14 protein-coding genes and 1 riboswitch are annotated in these 16,358 nt (G+C 67.2%); of the genes, 5 read left to right on the forward strand and 9 right to left on the reverse strand.

The features are described from left to right. Genes A3M7_RS0140530 through A3M7_RS0140550 form a run of 5 tightly spaced genes read right to left on the reverse strand, consistent with a single transcriptional unit; the run spans position 1 to position 6,458 of the window. Positions 1–630 carry a precorrin-8X methylmutase gene (locus A3M7_RS0140530; protein ID WP_027549019.1) on the reverse strand — a complete coding sequence of 210 codons (630 nt, stop codon included), beginning with the start codon at positions 628–630 and terminating at the stop codon, positions 1–3. Beyond that, positions 630–1,793, reverse strand: coding sequence for a precorrin-3B synthase (gene cobG / locus A3M7_RS0140535; protein WP_027549020.1), 1,164 nt, complete (start codon positions 1,791–1,793; stop codon positions 630–632). The genes A3M7_RS0140530 and cobG overlap by 1 nt, the downstream gene beginning before the upstream one ends. Beyond that, complete coding sequence (gene cobN, locus A3M7_RS0140540; RefSeq protein WP_027549021.1) at positions 1,790–5,038, reverse strand: cobaltochelatase subunit CobN; 3,249 nt, start codon at positions 5,036–5,038, stop codon at positions 1,790–1,792. Before cobN ends, cobG begins: the two co-directional genes overlap by 4 nt. Further along, the gene (gene cobW / locus A3M7_RS0140545; protein ID WP_027549022.1) at positions 5,038–6,087 is read right to left on the reverse strand and encodes a cobalamin biosynthesis protein CobW; all 1,050 of its coding nucleotides are present in this window, start codon (positions 6,085–6,087) and stop codon (positions 5,038–5,040) included. Before cobW ends, cobN begins: the two co-directional genes overlap by 1 nt. Beyond that, on the reverse strand, positions 6,084–6,458 hold the full coding sequence (locus A3M7_RS0140550) for a DUF1636 domain-containing protein (protein WP_027549023.1): 375 nt from the start codon (positions 6,456–6,458) through the stop codon (positions 6,084–6,086). Before A3M7_RS0140550 ends, cobW begins: the two co-directional genes overlap by 4 nt. Before the next feature lie 95 nt (positions 6,459–6,553). Further along, positions 6,554–6,774, reverse strand: a riboswitch (cobalamin riboswitch). A gap of 40 nt (positions 6,775–6,814) precedes the next feature. Here A3M7_RS0140550 and cobO point away from each other — a divergent pair. Both cobO and A3M7_RS0140560 read left to right on the forward strand, forming a co-directional pair. Continuing rightward, on the forward strand, positions 6,815–7,450 hold the full coding sequence (gene cobO, locus A3M7_RS0140555) for a cob(I)yrinic acid a,c-diamide adenosyltransferase (protein ID WP_027549024.1): 636 nt from the start codon (positions 6,815–6,817) through the stop codon (positions 7,448–7,450). Between the two features lie 11 nt (positions 7,451–7,461). Beyond that, positions 7,462–8,910 carry a cobyric acid synthase gene (locus A3M7_RS0140560; protein WP_027549025.1) on the forward strand — a complete coding sequence of 483 codons (1,449 nt, stop codon included), beginning with the start codon at positions 7,462–7,464 and terminating at the stop codon, positions 8,908–8,910. Here the strand turns inward: A3M7_RS0140560 and cobD are convergent. Continuing rightward, on the reverse strand, positions 8,899–9,864 hold the full coding sequence (gene cobD, locus A3M7_RS0140565; protein ID WP_027549026.1) for a threonine-phosphate decarboxylase CobD: 966 nt from the start codon (positions 9,862–9,864) through the stop codon (positions 8,899–8,901). The two genes, A3M7_RS0140560 and cobD, sit on opposite strands and share 12 nt — an antisense overlap. A gap of 11 nt (positions 9,865–9,875) precedes the next feature. Beyond that, positions 9,876–10,817 (reverse strand): adenosylcobinamide-phosphate synthase CbiB, encoded by a 942-nt coding sequence (cbiB, locus tag A3M7_RS0140570; RefSeq protein ID WP_027549027.1) that lies wholly within the window; start codon positions 10,815–10,817, stop codon positions 9,876–9,878. Between the two features lie 126 nt (positions 10,818–10,943). Between cbiB and cobU the strand changes: the two genes are divergently transcribed. Genes cobU through bluB form a run of 3 tightly spaced genes read left to right on the forward strand, consistent with a single transcriptional unit; the run spans position 10,944 to position 12,863 of the window. Then, positions 10,944–11,447: a bifunctional adenosylcobinamide kinase/adenosylcobinamide-phosphate guanylyltransferase gene (cobU, locus tag A3M7_RS0140575; RefSeq protein ID WP_027549028.1), complete on the forward strand. Its 504-nt coding sequence runs from the start codon at positions 10,944–10,946 to the stop codon at positions 11,445–11,447. Beyond that, a complete protein-coding gene (gene cobS, locus A3M7_RS0140580) occupies positions 11,444–12,226 on the forward strand; it encodes an adenosylcobinamide-GDP ribazoletransferase (protein WP_027549029.1) in 783 nt (260 codons plus the stop codon). Before cobU ends, cobS begins: the two co-directional genes overlap by 4 nt. Before the next feature lie 4 nt (positions 12,227–12,230). Further along, entirely contained in the window at positions 12,231–12,863 is a 633-nt protein-coding gene (gene bluB, locus A3M7_RS0140585; RefSeq protein ID WP_027549030.1) for a 5,6-dimethylbenzimidazole synthase, read from the forward strand. 148 nt (positions 12,864–13,011) lie between these two features. On the opposite strand, the gene A3M7_RS0140590 is transcribed toward bluB, so the two are convergent. Further along, on the reverse strand, positions 13,012–14,706 hold the full coding sequence (locus A3M7_RS0140590; protein WP_027549031.1) for a ShlB/FhaC/HecB family hemolysin secretion/activation protein: 1,695 nt from the start codon (positions 14,704–14,706) through the stop codon (positions 13,012–13,014). 11 nt (positions 14,707–14,717) lie between these two features. After that, on the reverse strand, positions 14,718–16,358 hold a 1,641-nt coding region (locus tag A3M7_RS50155; RefSeq protein WP_027549032.1), incomplete at its 5' end, for a hypothetical protein.

Consider the following 16,358-nt stretch of genomic DNA (forward strand, 5'->3'; position numbering starts at 1 on the left):
CTATTCGCTCCGGCTCGCCAGCGCGTTCACGGCCGCAACGGTGATCGCGGAACCGCCGAGACGGCCCTCGACCGTCAGCGCCGGGACCGGCGGATCGGCCATCAGCGCCGCCTTGGATTCGGCGGCGCCGACGAAGCCGACCGGACAGCCGATGATCGCCGCCGGCCGCGGGCAGTCGCGGTCCTCCAGCATGTTGAGGAGATGAAACAGCGCGGTCGGCGCGTTGCCGATCGCGACGATCGCGCCACCCAGATGCGGCCGCCACAGCTCAAGCGCCGCGGCCGAACGCGTGTTGCGCATGGATTGCGCCAGCGCCGGGACGGCGGCATCGCCCAGCGTGCAGATGACGGCATTGGCCGCGGGAAGTCGCGCGCGCGTAATTCCCTCGGAGACCATGCGCGCATCGCAGAGGATCGGCGCCCCCTTCTGCAACGCCGCGCGCGCGGCGGTCGCCATGCCTGATGTGAAGCGGATATGCGCTTCCAGGCCAACCATGCCGGCGGCATGGATCATCCGCACGACGACCTGTTCCTCATCGGGCGTGAAACGGGCAAGATCGGCCTCGGCGCGGATGGTCGCAAAGGATTGCCGGTAGATCGCCGCGCCGTCGGTCTCGTAGACATGCGGCATCAATGCCCTCCCATCAGGATGGAGGGATTGCCGACGATATCGTCGCGGTTCAAGCCGCGCAGGATGGGCTCGTCGCGCGTCGAACCGCCGCGCACGAGATCGAAGCCGGCGCCGGTCGCGACCAGCGTAATCGCGGCCGCACCGGAATGAGCGCAGCCCTTGGCACAGCCGGACACGTGAAGCCGTGCGGCCGCACCGATGTTCGGCGCTAGCGCTGCCGCCAGCGCGCGGGTATCGGCATGCGCCTCGCGGCAGCGCGGCGCGCCGCTACAGGCGATGACGCGCAGCGCCGGATCGTAGGCCTCGGTGATGAGACCGGCCGTGGACGGCATCGTCCGCTTGCCTTCGCTCAGAACCATCCGCCACGGCGTCAAGCGCAGCGCATGTCCGCAGCCGGCGAACTGGCTGAGCGTCGCATGCGGCATCTGCCCGAAGGCGACGCCGACCATCGCGCCCTGCGGATAAAGGCCGGGGCGCGCCGCGGCCATGATCGGCACCGGCTCGGCCTCGCCGCGCAACGCGCCAGGCAGGGCCGCGCCAGCGGCAAGATGCGTCGCCATCCGCCCTCGCCCGCCCCTGGCACCGCCTGATGTCACGAACCAATTTGCGAGCGCGAGCGCGGCGGTCACAGCCTCGCCGCGTCCAACGGAACGGCCGAGGCTGGCGCCATTGGCCCGCACCAGCAGTCCGCCGGCGCGATCCCGCTCGATCCGCACATCCGCGGAATCGCCGGCAAGCACGCGCGACGTGCCGTCATCGATGGCAAAGCCGAATTTCGTCGGAAGCGCGAGCGCGCTGTTCTCGAGCGCCTCCTCGAGCTCGGCGGCGAGCGCCTGGGTCTCGTCGCCCGCGCGCCAGAACGGCGTCACCAGAATGTTGCGCCGGGATTCGGTGTCGGCGTCGGGATCGAGCAGTGCCAGTTGCGAAAGACCGTCGAGCAGCAGCCGGTGGCTGCTTTCGCTGACGCCTCTGATCTGGAGATTGGCGCGGCTGGTAACATCGATCAGGCCGTTGCCATGGCGTTCGGCCAGATGCGCCAGTCCCGAGATCTGCGCCGCATCGAGCCGGCCGCCGAACGGGCGCACGCGGACCACGAGCCCGTCGCCCGATTGCATCGGCCGTAGCGCGCCGGGGCACCAGCCCTTGACCATGGCCGCGCTCATGACGCCTCCCGCAACGCTGCGGCGATCGAATTGCGACGCGTTCGCCAGAGTGAGGCCTCATGCAGACGGGTGAAACATGTTTCCATCGCGGCGAGCGCCGCCGGATTTTCGTTCGCCATGAAGGCGCGCACATCGGCATTGCCGAGCGTCGCATCGTAATAGAGATCGAACAGATGCGGCGGCACGGCGCCGGCCAGATGGGCGAAGGCGGCCATGTGCTCGAGTGTTGCGGTGATCTCGGCGGCGCCGCGAAAACCATGGCGCATCATGCCGGCGATCCAGGCCGGATTGGCCGCGCGCGCGCGGACCACGCGTGAGATTTCCTCCGTCAGCGTCCGCGCATGCGGCTGCTCGGGACGCGTCGCGTCGAGATGATAGAGCGACGGCGCAATCGCGCCGAGATGTGCGGCGGCCGCCGCAACGCCGGCTTCATGCGCGGCATAGTCGGCGGCGAGCAGAAGATCCGTTTCCGGCAAGTCCTGGACATGAACGAAAGCATCCGCCGACGCGAGCCGCTGTTCGATGCCGGCGCGATCGGGCTTGATCGCGCCGTCAGCGGAGAATGCCCAGGACGACGCCGACAGCCAGGCTTCGCCCGCTGCATCGCGCGTCTCAGGCGTGAAGGCATCAGGGATCGCCGAGAGGCCGACACCGTATTGCCCGGGGCGCGGCGCGAACACGCGGGACGCACGGTGGCGATACGGATTCTCGTCGCCCTCCTCCTCGCGCGCGGCGAGCGCCTCAGCCGCCGCCTCGAACAACTGGGCGAGGCCGGAGAAGACATCGCGGAACAGGCCCGACAGCCGCAGCGTGACGTCGATGCGGGGACGGCCAAGCTCGGCCGGCGCGATGATGTCATAGCCGGTCACGCGGCCGGAGGCGTGATCCCAGCGCGGTGCAAGCCCCGCCAGATGCAGTGCCATCGCGAATTCCTCGCCGGCGGTGCGCATCGTCGCCGAGCCCCAGAGATCGATCACGAGGCCCTTCGGCCAGTCGCCGTGATCCTGCAAGTGGCGGCGAAGCAGCTCTTCCGCGAGCTTGATGCCTTGCGCATGCGCCGACGGCGTCGGCACGGCGCGCGGATCGACGGCGAAGAGATTGCGTCCCGTCGGCAGCACATCCTGACGCCCGCGATAGGGCGACCCTGACGGCCCCGGTGCAATGCGCTTCCCCGCGAGTGCGGCACGCAACGCGTCCCGCTCCGCTTCGCCGCAGGCGCCGCGGCCGAATACGTGCAGGCCGTCGCCGAACTGGCTTTCCTTGAGATCGCAGACAAAGCGATCGATCCGCGGGATCGCCTCGGCTGGTGCTGCCGATGCATCGAGACCGAGATCGTCCTCCAGTCCGGCCGCGCGCGCCTCGTCGCGAATTGCGGCGATCAGACGCTGGCGGCGTGCGGGATCGAGACCATCGGCTGTCGAATATTCGTCGAGGAGCTGTTCAAGCCGGCGCAAGCCTTCCGGCACGGTCGAGCTTGCCAGCGGCGGCGGCAGATGGCCAATGGTGACGGCGCCGATGCGCCGCTTGGCCTGCGCGGCCTCGCCGGGGTCGTTGACGATGAAGGGATAGATGACAGGCAGATCGCCGATCAGGGCTTCCGGCCAGCAGCTAGACGACAGCGCCACGGATTTTCCGGGCAGCCATTCCAGCGTGCCATGCGCGCCCATGTGCACGACAGCGTCAATGGCTTGCTCGCGGAGCCAGAGATAGAAGGCGACATAGGCATGGCGTGGCGTGCGGGCGAGATCGTGATAGTCGGCGTCGCGCGTGGTTGCATCGCCGCGTTCCGGCTGAACCGCGATGATCGACTTGCCGCACTGGATCGCGGCGAAGCGGAATGCGCCGTCGCGGCAGCCCGGATCGCTCTCAGGCGCGCCCCAGGCTTGCGCGAGATCATCCTGCAAGGGCTGCGGAAGGCGCGAGAGCGCCGCGCGATAGTCGGCGAGGCTCCAGGTGAGTTGCTGCCTCAGCAGCGTCTCGCCGAGCGCATGAACCGGCGCGAGATAGAAGCCAGTCTCCGCGAGATCTGATACCAAGGCTTCGACCGAGGCCAACGCGTCGAGACCCACCGCGTGCGCGATCTGGTGCGGGCGGCCCGGATAGTTCGACAGCACGATCGCCAGCCGCTTCTCGCCGGCCGGCTTCACCGCGAGCTTCTGCCAGGCTGCGATACGTGCGGCAACGGCCTTCACGCATTGCTCATCAGCCCGATGCGCAAGGTGCGAAAACTGCAAATCGGGATCACGTTCCGCTGCCGACTTGAAACTCACCACGCCCGCGAACAGGCGACCGTCGACCTCGGGCAGCACCACATGCATCGCAAGGTCGCCGGGCGACAGGCCGCGCAGCGATTCCGCCCAGTCCTCGCGCCGCGCCGTGGAGAGCGCGACCTGGAACACGGGACACGATGCAGCATCGAACGGTGTCGTGCCATCGTCGCCGACCGCGGAGAACGCGGTCGCATTGACGATGGCGGCCGGAGGATCTTGCGCCAGGTGCGCCCGCAGCCAGTCCGCAACGCCCGCGGCCTTCAGCGAGGTGACGAATACGCCGTACGCGTCAAACCCCTTCTCGCGCAGCGTGGCAATCAGGGCGTCGACCGGGCCGGTGTCCGCGGCGGTGAGGTACGAGCGATAAAACGTCACCAGCGCGCGCGGCCTGCCCTCGCCGTCCGGTATCGCCACGATGACGCCGCGCGCGGGATCATAGAAGCCCATCTCGGGCACGGTCATCTCGCCGACGACCGGACCGGCATAGAGTCCCGAAGCCAACGCAAGCTGCGCGATCGCCGCTTGCGCCGCGACCGGACCACCGGTGTCGCAGAGCACCTTCAACCGGCGCAGCGTCGAGACCGGCAGAGTCGAGTATGCATCGAGCCGTGTGTCGTCGCGGCCATCGGCCGGCAGCACCGCGAGCACGATACCGCGCGCCTTCGCAAGTTGCTGGAGAGCCGCGAGGCCGTAGGGCCAATAGGACTCACCGCCGATCAAGCGGACCAGAATGCCGCGTGCCTGGGCCAGCGTGCGCTCGATGTAGGTGTCGATCGACAACGGATGACGCAGTTCCGCGAGATTGGCGAGCCGCAGCGACGGCAGGCTGTCGCGGCCTCGCCGCCAGCCGGCCGCGAACGCGGCCAGATCGGAATCCGAGTACGAGAGCACCACGAGATCGGCCGGGTCCTGGCCGATGTCCCTTGGCGTCGCGGTCTCCTCGAGACCGCGGCTCTCGCGGAAGACGACGTGCATCAGATGCCAGTTCCTGAAAGACCAAGTCCCGCTCTTATCGCGGCCTCGTCGATATCGCCGTGCTCGCCGATCACGATGAGCTTTGACTGCCGCGCGATCGCGCCCCAGGGCTTGTCGAACTGGTGACGCACGCGCTCGCCGACGGCTTGGAGCAGCAGGCGCATCGGCTTGCCCGCGACCGCGATGTAGCCCTTGACGCGCAGCACGTTCTGCTCGCGCGACAGGCGCTGAACCGAGGCGACCAGCGCATCGATATCCGCCACCTCCGGAAGGTCGATCACGACGGAAGCGAAATCGTCGTGCTCATGCTCCTCTTCGCCGTCGTGATGCGACGGGCGCGCGGCGAGATCATTCTCGGCGGCGGCGCCGAGGCCGAGGATGACGCGGGCGTCGATCGCACCATCAGTAATGGGGAGCATCGGCACGCGGCGCGGCATCTCGGCGGTGATGGCAGCCTTGGCCGCTTCGATCCCCGCAGCACCTGCGAGATCGGCCTTGGTGAGCAGCACGATGTCGGCGCAGGCGATCTGGTCCTCGAACACTTCCGACAGCGGCGTCTCGTGATCGAGATTTTCGTCCGCCGCGCGCTGCGCTTCCACCGCGGCCGGATCCGGGGCAAAGCGTCCGGCGGCGACGGCCTCGGCATCGGCCAGCGCGATCACGCCGTCCACGGTGATGCGCGAGCGGATCTCCGGCCAGTCGAACGCCTTGAGCAGCGGCTTGGGCAGCGCGAGGCCCGAGGTCTCGATCAGGATGTGATCGGGTCTTACGGGCCGCGCCAGCAACAGCTCCATGGTCGGGATGAAATCGTCGGCAACGGTGCAGCAGATGCAGCCATTGGCGAGCTCGACGATGTTTTCCTCCGGGCAATTGGCATCGGCGCAGGACTTCAGGATCTGGCCGTCGACGCCCTCGCTGCCGAACTCGTTGACGAGCACGGCGAGCCTCTTGCCGTTGGGATTTGCGAGAAGATGCTGGATCAGCGTCGTCTTGCCGGAGCCGAGAAAGCCGGTCACCACCGTGACAGGGACTTTTGCGAGCGAATTCATTCGGCGGCCTCCGGCACGACGGCAATGGGGGGAATGCGGGCAAGCGACTGCTTGCGGAAGATCTCGGGGCGGCTGCGCCACGGCACGAGGCCGTCGGGCGCGGCCGCATAGGCCGCGGCGCCCGCGATCACGTCGCGCGCGTTGGCATCCGACAGACGGCCATAGACATAGGACCAGCGGCCGGGTGCGCTCAGCGCGACCGAGCAGCCCTGGTTACAGGCCGACAGGCATTCGACGGGAACCACATTGACACCTTCGGGCACGCCGGCCTCCAGGATCGCACCGTGAAGGCGCTTGCCCGGCGTGACTTCGCCCTCGCCAAGCGTCTCGCCGGCGCGGCAGGTAATGCAGACGTGAAGTGTGACGGTCATCGCCCCTTCCAGAGTAAACAGCGGGAGGCGAAGAGGCCCACGAACCGATCTTGCGAGGGTCCGTTTCCCCGTCGCGGAACACCCCGTCCGCCGGTCCAAAAATCGTCCGCGCTGGCAGGTCTCCCGGCTTGCGGAGCAGGGTTTTGCCCTTCGATCCCCGCCTTCCCGCTCCCGTTAGGGGTCAGTGGCCTCGGGCATCTCTCCGGTCACGGTCGCGGGGGCGGCTGCATTTTGGACCCAAATCTTGCCGATTCGGACCCTATCGCATTCCCTCTTCGCCTGTCATAGGACAGGAACCAACGCCGGGCCACCATTTGCCCCCGGCCGCCTCTTGTCAAGCCGAAGGACCCCGTCAGATGACGCCTGAACCGGATACCCAGACGGCCGACGAAACCGACGCCAAGCACGCCGCGAAAATGGCGAAGATCAAGGTCGCCCGCGACAAGATCATGGCCACCAAGAGCGGCGAAAAAGGCCTCATCATCGTCCACACCGGCGCCGGCAAGGGCAAGTCGTCCTCGGCCTTCGGCATGATCGTGCGCTGCGTCGCCCATGGCTTCCCCTGCGCGGTGGTGCAGTTCATCAAGGGCGCCTGGGACACCGGCGAGCGCCGCCTGCTCACGGGACATTTCGGCGATCTCTGCCAGTTCCATGCGATGGGCGAAGGTTTCACCTGGGAGACGCAGGACCGCGCCCGCGACATCGCCGCCGCACGCGCCGGCTGGGAGAAGGCGAAGGAGCTGATCCTCGATTCGAACCTGCGCATGGTCGTGCTCGACGAGATCAACATCGCGCTGCGCTACGACTACCTCGACATCGCGGAGGTCGTAGAATTCCTGACGACGCAAAAGCCTGCGATGACGCATGTCGTGCTCACCGGGCGTAACGCCAAGGACGAGCTGATCGAGATCGCCGACCTCGTCACCGAGATGACGCTGGTGAAACATCCGTTCCGCTCCGGCATCAAGGCGCAGGCCGGCGTCGAGTTCTGAAGACACACGCGATGGCGCGCGCATTGATGATCCAGGGGGCCGGCTCGGACGTGGGCAAGTCGCTCATCGTCGCCGGTCTCGCGCGCGCCTTCACGCGGCGCGGCCTGCGCGTGCTTCCCTTCAAGCCGCAGAACATGTCGAACAATGCGGCCGTGACCGTCGATGGCGGCGAGATCGGCCGCGCACAAGCCCTGCAAGCCCTCGCCGCCGGCGTCGAGCCACACACCGACATGAATCCGGTGCTTCTGAAGCCGGAGACCGATGTCGGAGCGCAGGTCATCGTGCATGGCAAGCGCATCGCAACTGCGCGTGCGCGTGACTATGCGGCGATGAAGCCACAGCTGATGGGCTCCGTGCTGGAGAGCTTCGAGCGGCTGAAGGCGCGGGCCGATCTCGTGCTGGTCGAAGGCGCCGGCAGTCCCGCCGAGGTGAACCTGCGCAAGGCCGACATCGCCAATATGGGCTTTGCGCGCAAGGCCGACGTTCCCGTCGTTCTGATCGGCGATATCGACCGGGGCGGCGTCATCGCCCAGCTCGTCGGCATCAAGACGGTGATCGACCCCGACGATGCCGCGATGATCCGGGGTTTTGTCATCAACAAGTTTCGCGGCGATCCCACGCTGTTCGATGACGGCTACAAGCTGATCGAGCAGAAGACGTCCTGGCGCGGCTTTGGCGTGCTGCCCTGGTTTGCGCGCGCCGGCGAGCTGCCGGCCGAGGACGCGCTGGGCCTCAGCGACGCGCGAAAGCCGGGCCAATGCAAGATCGCCTGCCTCGCGCTGTCACGGATCGCCAATTTCGACGATCTCGATCCGCTCAAGCTCGAACCCGGCGTCGATCTCGTGATGGTCCGTCCGGGTGAAGCGATTCCCGGCGACGTGAGGCTCGTCATCATCCCCGGCTCCAAATCGACCCGCGGCGACCTCGCCTTCCTGCGCGCGCAGGGCTGGGACATTGATCTGCTGGCGCATTATCGCCGCGGCGGCCACATCCTCGGCCTCTGCGGCGGCTATCAGATGCTCGGACGCAGTGTCGCCGATCCTGATGGCATCGAAGGCCCTGCCGGCGACACGCCGGGCCTCGGACTTCTGGATGTCGAGACGGTGATGAGCCCGCAGAAGACGCTGACGCGTGTTGCGGCCGTGCACGCCGCCACGGATCAACCGATCGAGGCCTACGAAATCCACATCGGCCGCACCGACGGGCCGGATCGCACGCGGCCGTTCGCGACATTGAATGGCGAGCCGGAAGGCGCGATCTCCAGCGACAGCCGTGTGCAGGGCAGCTATTTGCACGGCCTGTTCACGTCGGATGATTTCCGCAAGGCGTACTTGGCCAAGCTCGACATTCCCGCAGGCGACGAGCCTTATCATGCCAGGGTCGAGAGCGCGCTTGATGCGCTCGCCGACCACATCGAAAAGCATCTCGACGTCGAAGGCCTGCTTTCGCTAGCGCGCTAGGACCTCGGCAAGGCGCGTCCATTCGGCTTCGCTGCCGGGAAGCCCGAGCCGCAGCCATGTCGGCTTTTGCCCGAAGACGCGCGACCAGATCTGGCCGCGGGCGAGCTGTTCCTGCGCTGCAAGTGCATCTGGCGTCTCGTAGAGACGAAACAGCGGCGTGCCGCCGACGAGCGTCCAGTCCTTTACTTGCGCCATGTCGTCGAGGCGAACACAGTCGCGCACAAGCCGCGCCGAGGTGGATTTCGCCCAGGCATCGTCGCGCAATGCGCGGCAGCCGATCGCGATCGCCGCCCCCGAGACCGCCCATGGCCCCGACATCGCGGCGATCCCTGCGATGTCGCCCGCACCACCGATCGCAAACCCGAGCCGCAGGCCAGCCAGACCATAAAACTTCCCGAAGGACCGCAGGATCAGCAGCCCCGTTCGATCCGCTTCCGGCGCAAGCGACAGCTGCGGAACGGCATCTGCAAAGCTCTCGTCGATGACGAGACGGCCGACGCGCGGCAGCAGTGCCAGCAAGTCCTTCGGCGTATGGCATCGGCCATCGGGGTTGTTGGGATTGACGACGATGGCGAGGTCCGCGTCCGCCAGCGCGTCAAGATCCGCGACCTCCTGGACGTCCCAGCCCGCAGCCGACAGGACCCCGGAATATTCGTTGTAGGTCGGCGCAAGGATGCGGGCGTGGCCGCGCGGCCCAAGTTGCGGCAGCAATTGAATGGCGGCTTGCGCCCCGCCCATCGCAACGAGCGCCGCGCTGGTGCGGTAGGCGTGCTGCGCCGCCTGATGCAAGGCATCGATCTCCGCCCGCGACGGCAGCGCGCTCCACGCGCGCATGCTCACCTCGCCCGCCGGATAAGGCAGCCGGTTGATCCCCGTCGAGAGATCGATCCAGTCCTCGGCGCGCCCGCCAAAACGCTGCCGGGCCAGATCGAGATTTCCACCGTGCTCGCGCATGTCCTGTTCTTTCACGCGAAGCTGAGGATCGCAAGGAGGCCTGCGAGCAGCAGCATGGCGCGGCGGTAGACGGTCAAACCTAGCGTGATATCGGCGGCGAGCGGATCGCGCGCGCCTTCGTTGAGCCAGGGCTCGTTGGTGATGCTGCCGTGGTAGATCCGGGGACCGCTGAGCCGCACGCCGAGCGCGCCGGCCATCGCCGCTTCCGGCCAGCCGGCATTGGGCGAGCGATGCCGGCGCGCATCGCGCGTCATGCACGACAATGCCTCCGCCCGGCGCGGCGCCAGCAGCACAAAGAGGAAACCGGTCAGGCGCGCCGGAATGAAGTTGGCGACATCGTCGATCCGCGCCGCCGCCCAGCCAAAGGCTTCGTGTCGCTCGCTGCGATGGCCGATCATGGAGTCCAGCGTGTTGATGGCCTTGTAGCCGAAGATGCCGGGCAGGCCGAACAGCGCGCCCCAGAACACGGGCGCCACGATGCCGTCGGAGGCGTTTTCCGCAAGACTCTCGATCGCCGCGCGCGCGATGCCGGCTTCATCGAGCGTCGCGGGATCGCGGCCGACGATGCGCGAGACTGCCTCGCGTGCGCCGGCGATGTCGCCAGCCTGCAAGGGGCTTGCAACGGCGGCCACGTGATCATCGAGCGAGCGTAGCGCGACCAGCGGCCACGCCAGGATGCCCACCAGCACGAATTGGATCCAGCCCAGCGCGAGCACGGACTGAAGGACCCAGCCGAGAGCGGCAGAGACTGCAATCACCACGAGCGCGCCGGCAACGCCCGCGGCGCGGCGGAACGCCGGCGGATCTGACGGCCGATTCCAGACGGTGTCGACCGTCGTAATCAGCCGGCCGAGCCAGGTCACGGGATGGCCGATCCGCGCGAACAGCGGCGCCGGCCAGCCCAACAGGGCATCCACCGCCATCGCAACCGCCATCCCACCCGCAAAGCCCACGCAAATCTCCGTCTCGCTCCGCCCCTGTTGCGCAAAGCTCCGGCCGAGCGCAAGCCCCTGCCCGACTGATTTCGGCTTTGTCTTTGGCCCCGTTTGGTGATTAGTGCTGGCCGACAGGAGACTCTTATGGCCGTCATCTTGATCACGGGCGGAGCGCGATCGGGCAAGAGCCGGCGCGCGGAGACGCGCACGCAGGCCTTTCCCGGGCGGCCCGTCTATATTGCCACGGCCGAGGCGCTCGACGCCGAAATGGAGGATCGCATCGCAAAGCATCGCGCGCGACGCGGAGCCGACTGGATCGAGCGCGAGGTGCCGCTCGACCTGGTGCAGGCCCTGGTCGAAACCGAGGGCGGCGGCGCGAGACTGGTCGATTGCCTGACGCTCTGGCTGTCCAACCTGCTGCATTCCGAGCGCGACTGGTCGCGCGAGGTGACGCACCTCGCCGAGGTTCTCCCTCGCTTGCGCAGTCCCGTCATCATGGTCACCAATGAGGTCGGCCTCGGCATCGTGCCCGACAACGCGCTGGCGCGCGCCTATCGCGATGCTGCCGGAATCATGAACCAGACGTTCGCCGGCGTTGCCGACGAAGTCGAGTTCGTGGTCGCCGGACTGCCGATGAAGCTGAAATGATGCCGGGCGCAGAGACGATCCGGGATGTCATCGCCGATCTCAGGATCGCGGCGTCGTTCGTCACGCTCCTGCCCGTCGGATCGTCAAAGCCCGCGGCCGACGGCGCCATCGCGCGCGCGACCTGGGCGCTGCCGGTCGCCGGCCTGCTGGTCGGACTTGCAGGCGCCTTTGTCTACAAGATCTCCAGCCGGCTCGGACTGACGCCGAACCTTGCCGCCCTGCTCGCACTGGCCACGACCGCCCTCATCACCGGCGCGCTGCACGAGGACGGCCTTGCCGATACCGCCGACGGGCTCGGCGGCGGCCGGACGCGCGAGCGCAAGCTGGAGATCATGCGCGACAGCCGGATCGGGACCTATGGCGTCTGCGCGCTGATCCTGTCATTCGGCCTGCGCTGGAGCGCGCTCGCGGCGATCGCCAATCCGTGGCTGGTGACGCTGGCGCTGTGCGCTGCGCATTGCGCCGCCCGCGCGGGCGTGCCGGCCTTCATGTCGCTGGTACCGCCGGCGCGGCCTGACGGTCTGTCGGCAAGCGCCGGATCGCCGCCGGGCCGCAGCGTCGCCATCGCCTTTGCCGTTGGAACTCTCGCGCTCACCCTCGCACTTGGACCGGGCAAAGCCCTCGTCGGCCTGATCCTGCTGTCGCTTGCCGGCTGGATCCTGGCACGGCTTGCCATTCGCCAGATCGGCGGGCAGACCGGCGACATCCTCGGCGCCTTCGAGCAGACCGGCGAGATCGTGATCCTGCTCGTTGCCGCGGCTTTCCAGATGGGACACTGACCCCATGGTCGAGTTCGACGACACCTTCCGCCAACATCTGCGCGAGCTGTTCGTGTGGCGCCGTGACGTGCGCCGCTTTCGCTCCGATCCGCTGCCGGACGGCGCGGTGGAACGCCTGATCGAAACCGCCTGCCTCTCGCCCTCCGTCGGCCTGAGTCAGCCCTGGCGCTTCGTCACCGTCGATGACGTCGCACGCCGCCGCGCCGTGATCGACGACTTCAGGACGTGCAACGCCGATGCGCTGGATTGCTACTCCGGCGAGCGCGCGGCGCGCTATGCGACGCTGAAACTGTCGGGCCTCGAACAGGCCCCCGGCCACCTCGCCGTGTTCGCGGACAAGGCCAGCGACATCGGGCACGGCCTCGGCCGCGCGACGATGCCGGAGACGACGGAATATTCAGTCGTCGCCGCGATCACCGCGATGTGGCTCGGCGCGCGCGCCGAGGGCATCGGGCTCGGCTGGGTGTCGATCCTGCATCCGGATCGCATCCACACCATTCTCGACGTGCCTGATACCTGGAAATTCATCGCCTATCTCTGCATCGGCTATCCCGAGACCGAATGCGACCAGCCCGAGCTGGAGCAGGCGAAGTGGGAGCACCGGCGGGGGGCAGAGGAGTTCACGCTGCGGCGCTGAGCAGCCGATCGCCTTTCGTCGGCGATCGGTCGCGCCCCAAGCTCGTCATGCCCGGGCTTGTCCCGGGCATCCACGCCTTGGTTTCGGCACCGAAGAACGTGGATGGCCGGGACAAGCCCGGCCATGACGGAGAGGAAGCAACCTCTCGCTACGACTTGCTCTTGCCGGCAACCGCCGCCACAGGCGCGGCGCTTTCCTGCTTCTGGAACATCAACAACGGCCGGAAAATAACGCGGCCATAGGCCTCATAATGGTGCTGGGTCGAGACGGCCATCTTCAACGGCGTCGCGTAATTTGCCTCGAACGTCATGAATGGCGCGTAGGTCCAGGAGAAACCGACGCCGACCGAGCCGAGTTCGGTGACGCCGGGGAATGTCGAATAAACCGCACCCCAGTCGGTGAAGATGTAGGTGTCGAAGCCCTTGAGCCATTGCGACCAGTTGTAGTGCAGCTCGGCGTTGAAATAATAGCCGCTGTCGCCGGACGCCGAGTTGGAGGGATAGCCGCGCACGGTGGTCGGGCCGCCGATCGAGAAGATCTGGTCGCCCGGCAGCAGCTTCTCCTGCGTGTACTGCCAGCTCGCAAGCACGTTGGTGCTGAAATTCGCCGGTCCCGCCGCACTGGTCGCGATCAGCGAGCCGGTATAGGTGTTGAACGTGCGGTTGTTGCCGAGCACGTGGTCCTGCCATTCGATGTAGTTCACCGCCGGCGAGACCGTGATCGAATAGCTGTTGCCGGAATTGGTCACCGAGGCGCCGGCCGTGGCCTTGTCGTAATGATCATCGGTGACGGCAATCGTGGCGAAGCGGCTCACCGTCTTGCCCTCGGTCACCGCGCCGTTGAGCAGCACCAGCCAGTCCTGCGTCACCCAGACCGGCTGACTGAAATTGACGGCGGCCTGGCTGGAGCGTCCGGTGACGTCGAGCGCGACGAACGGTCCCTGGATGATCTTGATCTTGCCTTCGGTGTAGCTGACGCCGACGCGGCCGCCCCAAGGATTGACCGGAATGCTGTAAGCGGCGTTGCCGTTGAGATTGCCGTCGGAGCGGACGCCGTAGAAGGTCAGGCGGTCGTCGACGCCGAACAGGCCGTGGCGCTTGTAGAACGTGCCGCCTTCCCAGCGGCCGGTGTTCTCCACGCCCTGGTTGTCGACGAAGAGCTGCCAGGTGTCGACCGGCGGCTCGATCACCGCGAACTGGAGGTCGGTCAGGCCGAAGCTCGTGCCGGGCTGGAGCAGCGCCTTGATCTGCACATCGTTGGTGCGGTTGAACCAGATCACGTCGCGATTGAGTTTCGGAACGTCGAGGACCTCGCCTTCCGGCTCCTTGACGCGCTGAAGAATGTAGTCGGTGCGAGTCTGCTCGTTGCCCTCGATGGTCGTCTTCTGGAGCCGGCCTTCGGTCAGCTTGATCTTGACCACCCCGCCCTTGGCATCCTGATCGGGCAACGTCGCGATGCCCGTGACGATGCCGCGCGCGGTGTAGACGGCATTGATATCGGCGACGAGCTGCAACAGCGCCGCGATGTCGACATTCTTGCCGACATATTTCTTCGCGATCTCGTCGAGCTCCGCAGGCGTGATGAACTTGGACGCGTCGAACTCCACCTTGCGCAGGCGGAATTTCGGCCCGCCCGGCTTCAACAGCTGGGACTTCTCCCGCTCGCCGCCGATCACCGCCGGCCCGCTGAGCTTTGGCGGCGCGCTCTGCTGCTCAAGCTGGCGGCGCTGCCGGTCGACGTCGTTCTGGATCACGCCGGGATTGATCGAGGGCACCTGCGCGCGCGCGGAAGCGATGCAGGACGCTGCCACGCCAACCGCCAACGCTGCCCCCAGAATCCGCATCCCGAATCCTGTTACCATGCCTGCGCGAGACGGCCAACCGCCGGCTTTGCCCTCTCAACCGCCGCATCCTTCCAGCCGGTACGACCCGCGCGCTGCCCCTGACGGCGGAGCTTACGCATGTCGCTCAATCCCTCGATATTGACGGCGGGACCGGACCCGATGGTCTCGACCGGCCGCGGCGTCAGCAGCGCATCGAGACGCGCCTGTCCGGAGAGACCGAGCAGGTAGAACGTCCCGCCGTCCTTCTTCGCGAGCCAGGTCTCGATATTCTCGTTGCCCTCGCCGTCGACGGAGATGTTGCGCATCGCGCTGGCGCCGGTGAAGTCGTTGCAGCAGGTGTGGGTCGGCCCGTAGTTGGTGACGGTCGCCGAGATGTCGCCGGTGTAGAACACCACATAGGCATTGCTGACATTGGCGTTGCCGACCTGGCTCATCGTGAACACGCCGCCCGGCTGGTAGAGCTGGAGCGTCGGCCAGTTGGACGGCGCCGGCGAACGGTTGTTCAGCAGCACCTGCTCGGTGGCGGTCGTGAGCATGAGCTGGCCCGGCACATAGCCGTTCAGGATCGCGACGGCCTGGGCATCGGTCCAGAAGTTCGCGTCAACCACCCTGAACTGGTTGATGACGACGCTGATCGGATCGATCGAGATGTTGGCCGAGGTCGCGGTGCCGCCGTTATAGCCGGTGACGTTCATGATCAGCGGGATCGGCGGGTTCGAGCGGATCTGCTCGCCCCTGACGTTGATCGTGTCAGCCGCGAGGTCGAGCTCCTTCACCACGCTGACGGATCTGATGGTGATATCGCCGGGCGCGGACAGCGCGATTCTGTTGCCGCGCAAATGGTCGAGCAACAGTGATGTACCGGTGTTCAAGTGCACGTCGCCATTCGCCGACATCGACCCGCCCAGGATCGAGCCGTTGGCGGAGCGCAGATTGATGTCGCCGGCGTCGCCCGGGACTCCGTTGGTGGTGAGCTGATTGAACGCGATGTCGCTCGCCGCATTGAGCGTCTGCGTGCCACCGCTGATGGCGGTGCCGAGCGTGATCCCGCCCGTCGCCGCCGCGATGGCGAGGCTGCCGCCAATATTGAGGTTGTTCCACTGGACCACCTGGCCCTGCAAGGACGCCGCACCGGTCACGGTCGTCAGGTTGTGGCCGGTATTGGAGGTCGCCGCGATCAGGTTGGCGGATCCATGGGCATTGATCGATCCACCCGCCAGCATGCCGGTGGCGGCGATGATGCTGACGGCGCCGGCATCGCTCGGGGTGCCGTCGGTGCTGAGCTGGTCGAACGTCACGTTCTGCCGGGCCTGCAAGGTCAGGCTGCCGCCGCTATGGGCCGTGTCGAGCGTGATGCTGCTGCCGCTCGAGGTCATCGCGAGAGAGGCTCCAACGTCGAGCGTGCTCCAGTTCACGAGGCCTGTGCCGGTGATCGAGCCGGAGCCGGTGGCGGCGGTCAGCGTCCTGCCGGTGTTGGTCGTGCCCGCGCTCAGCGAGGCCGAACCGTTGGCCGCGACCGACCCCCGCGTCGCCGTCCCGCCCGCCAGAACCGTCTGTGCCAGCACGAACCCGTTGGTGGCGGTCACCGCGACATCGCCGACATCCGTGCTGGTGCCAGTCGTGGTCAGGCTGTTGAACGTGACGTTCTGGTT

Origin of the sequence: Bradyrhizobium sp. WSM2254 (genome assembly GCF_000472645.1) — a bacterium.
GTDB lineage: Bacteria > Pseudomonadota > Alphaproteobacteria > Rhizobiales > Xanthobacteraceae > Bradyrhizobium > Bradyrhizobium niftali.

What these genes read in the sequence shown, in the direction of transcription:
- cobU (WP_027549028.1), top strand. Translation starts at nt 10,944, where the DNA reads ATGGCCGTCATCTTGATCACGGGCGGAGCGCGATCGGGCAAGAGCCGG.
- cobN (WP_027549021.1), bottom strand. Translation starts at nt 5,038, where the DNA reads ATGCACGTCGTCTTCCGCGAGAGCCGCGGTCTCGAGGAGACCGCGACG.
- A3M7_RS0140560 (WP_027549025.1), top strand. Translation starts at nt 7,462, where the DNA reads ATGGCGCGCGCATTGATGATCCAGGGGGCCGGCTCGGACGTGGGCAAG.
- cobS (WP_027549029.1), top strand. Translation starts at nt 11,444, where the DNA reads ATGATGCCGGGCGCAGAGACGATCCGGGATGTCATCGCCGATCTCAGG.
- A3M7_RS0140530 (WP_027549019.1), bottom strand. Translation starts at nt 630, where the DNA reads ATGCCGCATGTCTACGAGACCGACGGCGCGGCGATCTACCGGCAATCC.
- cobW (WP_027549022.1), bottom strand. Translation starts at nt 6,087, where the DNA reads ATGAATTCGCTCGCAAAAGTCCCTGTCACGGTGGTGACCGGCTTTCTC.
- cobO (WP_027549024.1), top strand. Translation starts at nt 6,815, where the DNA reads ATGACGCCTGAACCGGATACCCAGACGGCCGACGAAACCGACGCCAAG.
- A3M7_RS0140590 (WP_027549031.1), bottom strand. Translation starts at nt 14,706, where the DNA reads ATGCGGATTCTGGGGGCAGCGTTGGCGGTTGGCGTGGCAGCGTCCTGC.
- bluB (WP_027549030.1), top strand. Translation starts at nt 12,231, where the DNA reads ATGGTCGAGTTCGACGACACCTTCCGCCAACATCTGCGCGAGCTGTTC.
- A3M7_RS0140550 (WP_027549023.1), bottom strand. Translation starts at nt 6,458, where the DNA reads ATGACCGTCACACTTCACGTCTGCATTACCTGCCGCGCCGGCGAGACG.
- cobD (WP_027549026.1), bottom strand. Translation starts at nt 9,864, where the DNA reads ATGCGCGAGCACGGTGGAAATCTCGATCTGGCCCGGCAGCGTTTTGGC.
- cobG (WP_027549020.1), bottom strand. Translation starts at nt 1,793, where the DNA reads ATGAGCGCGGCCATGGTCAAGGGCTGGTGCCCCGGCGCGCTACGGCCG.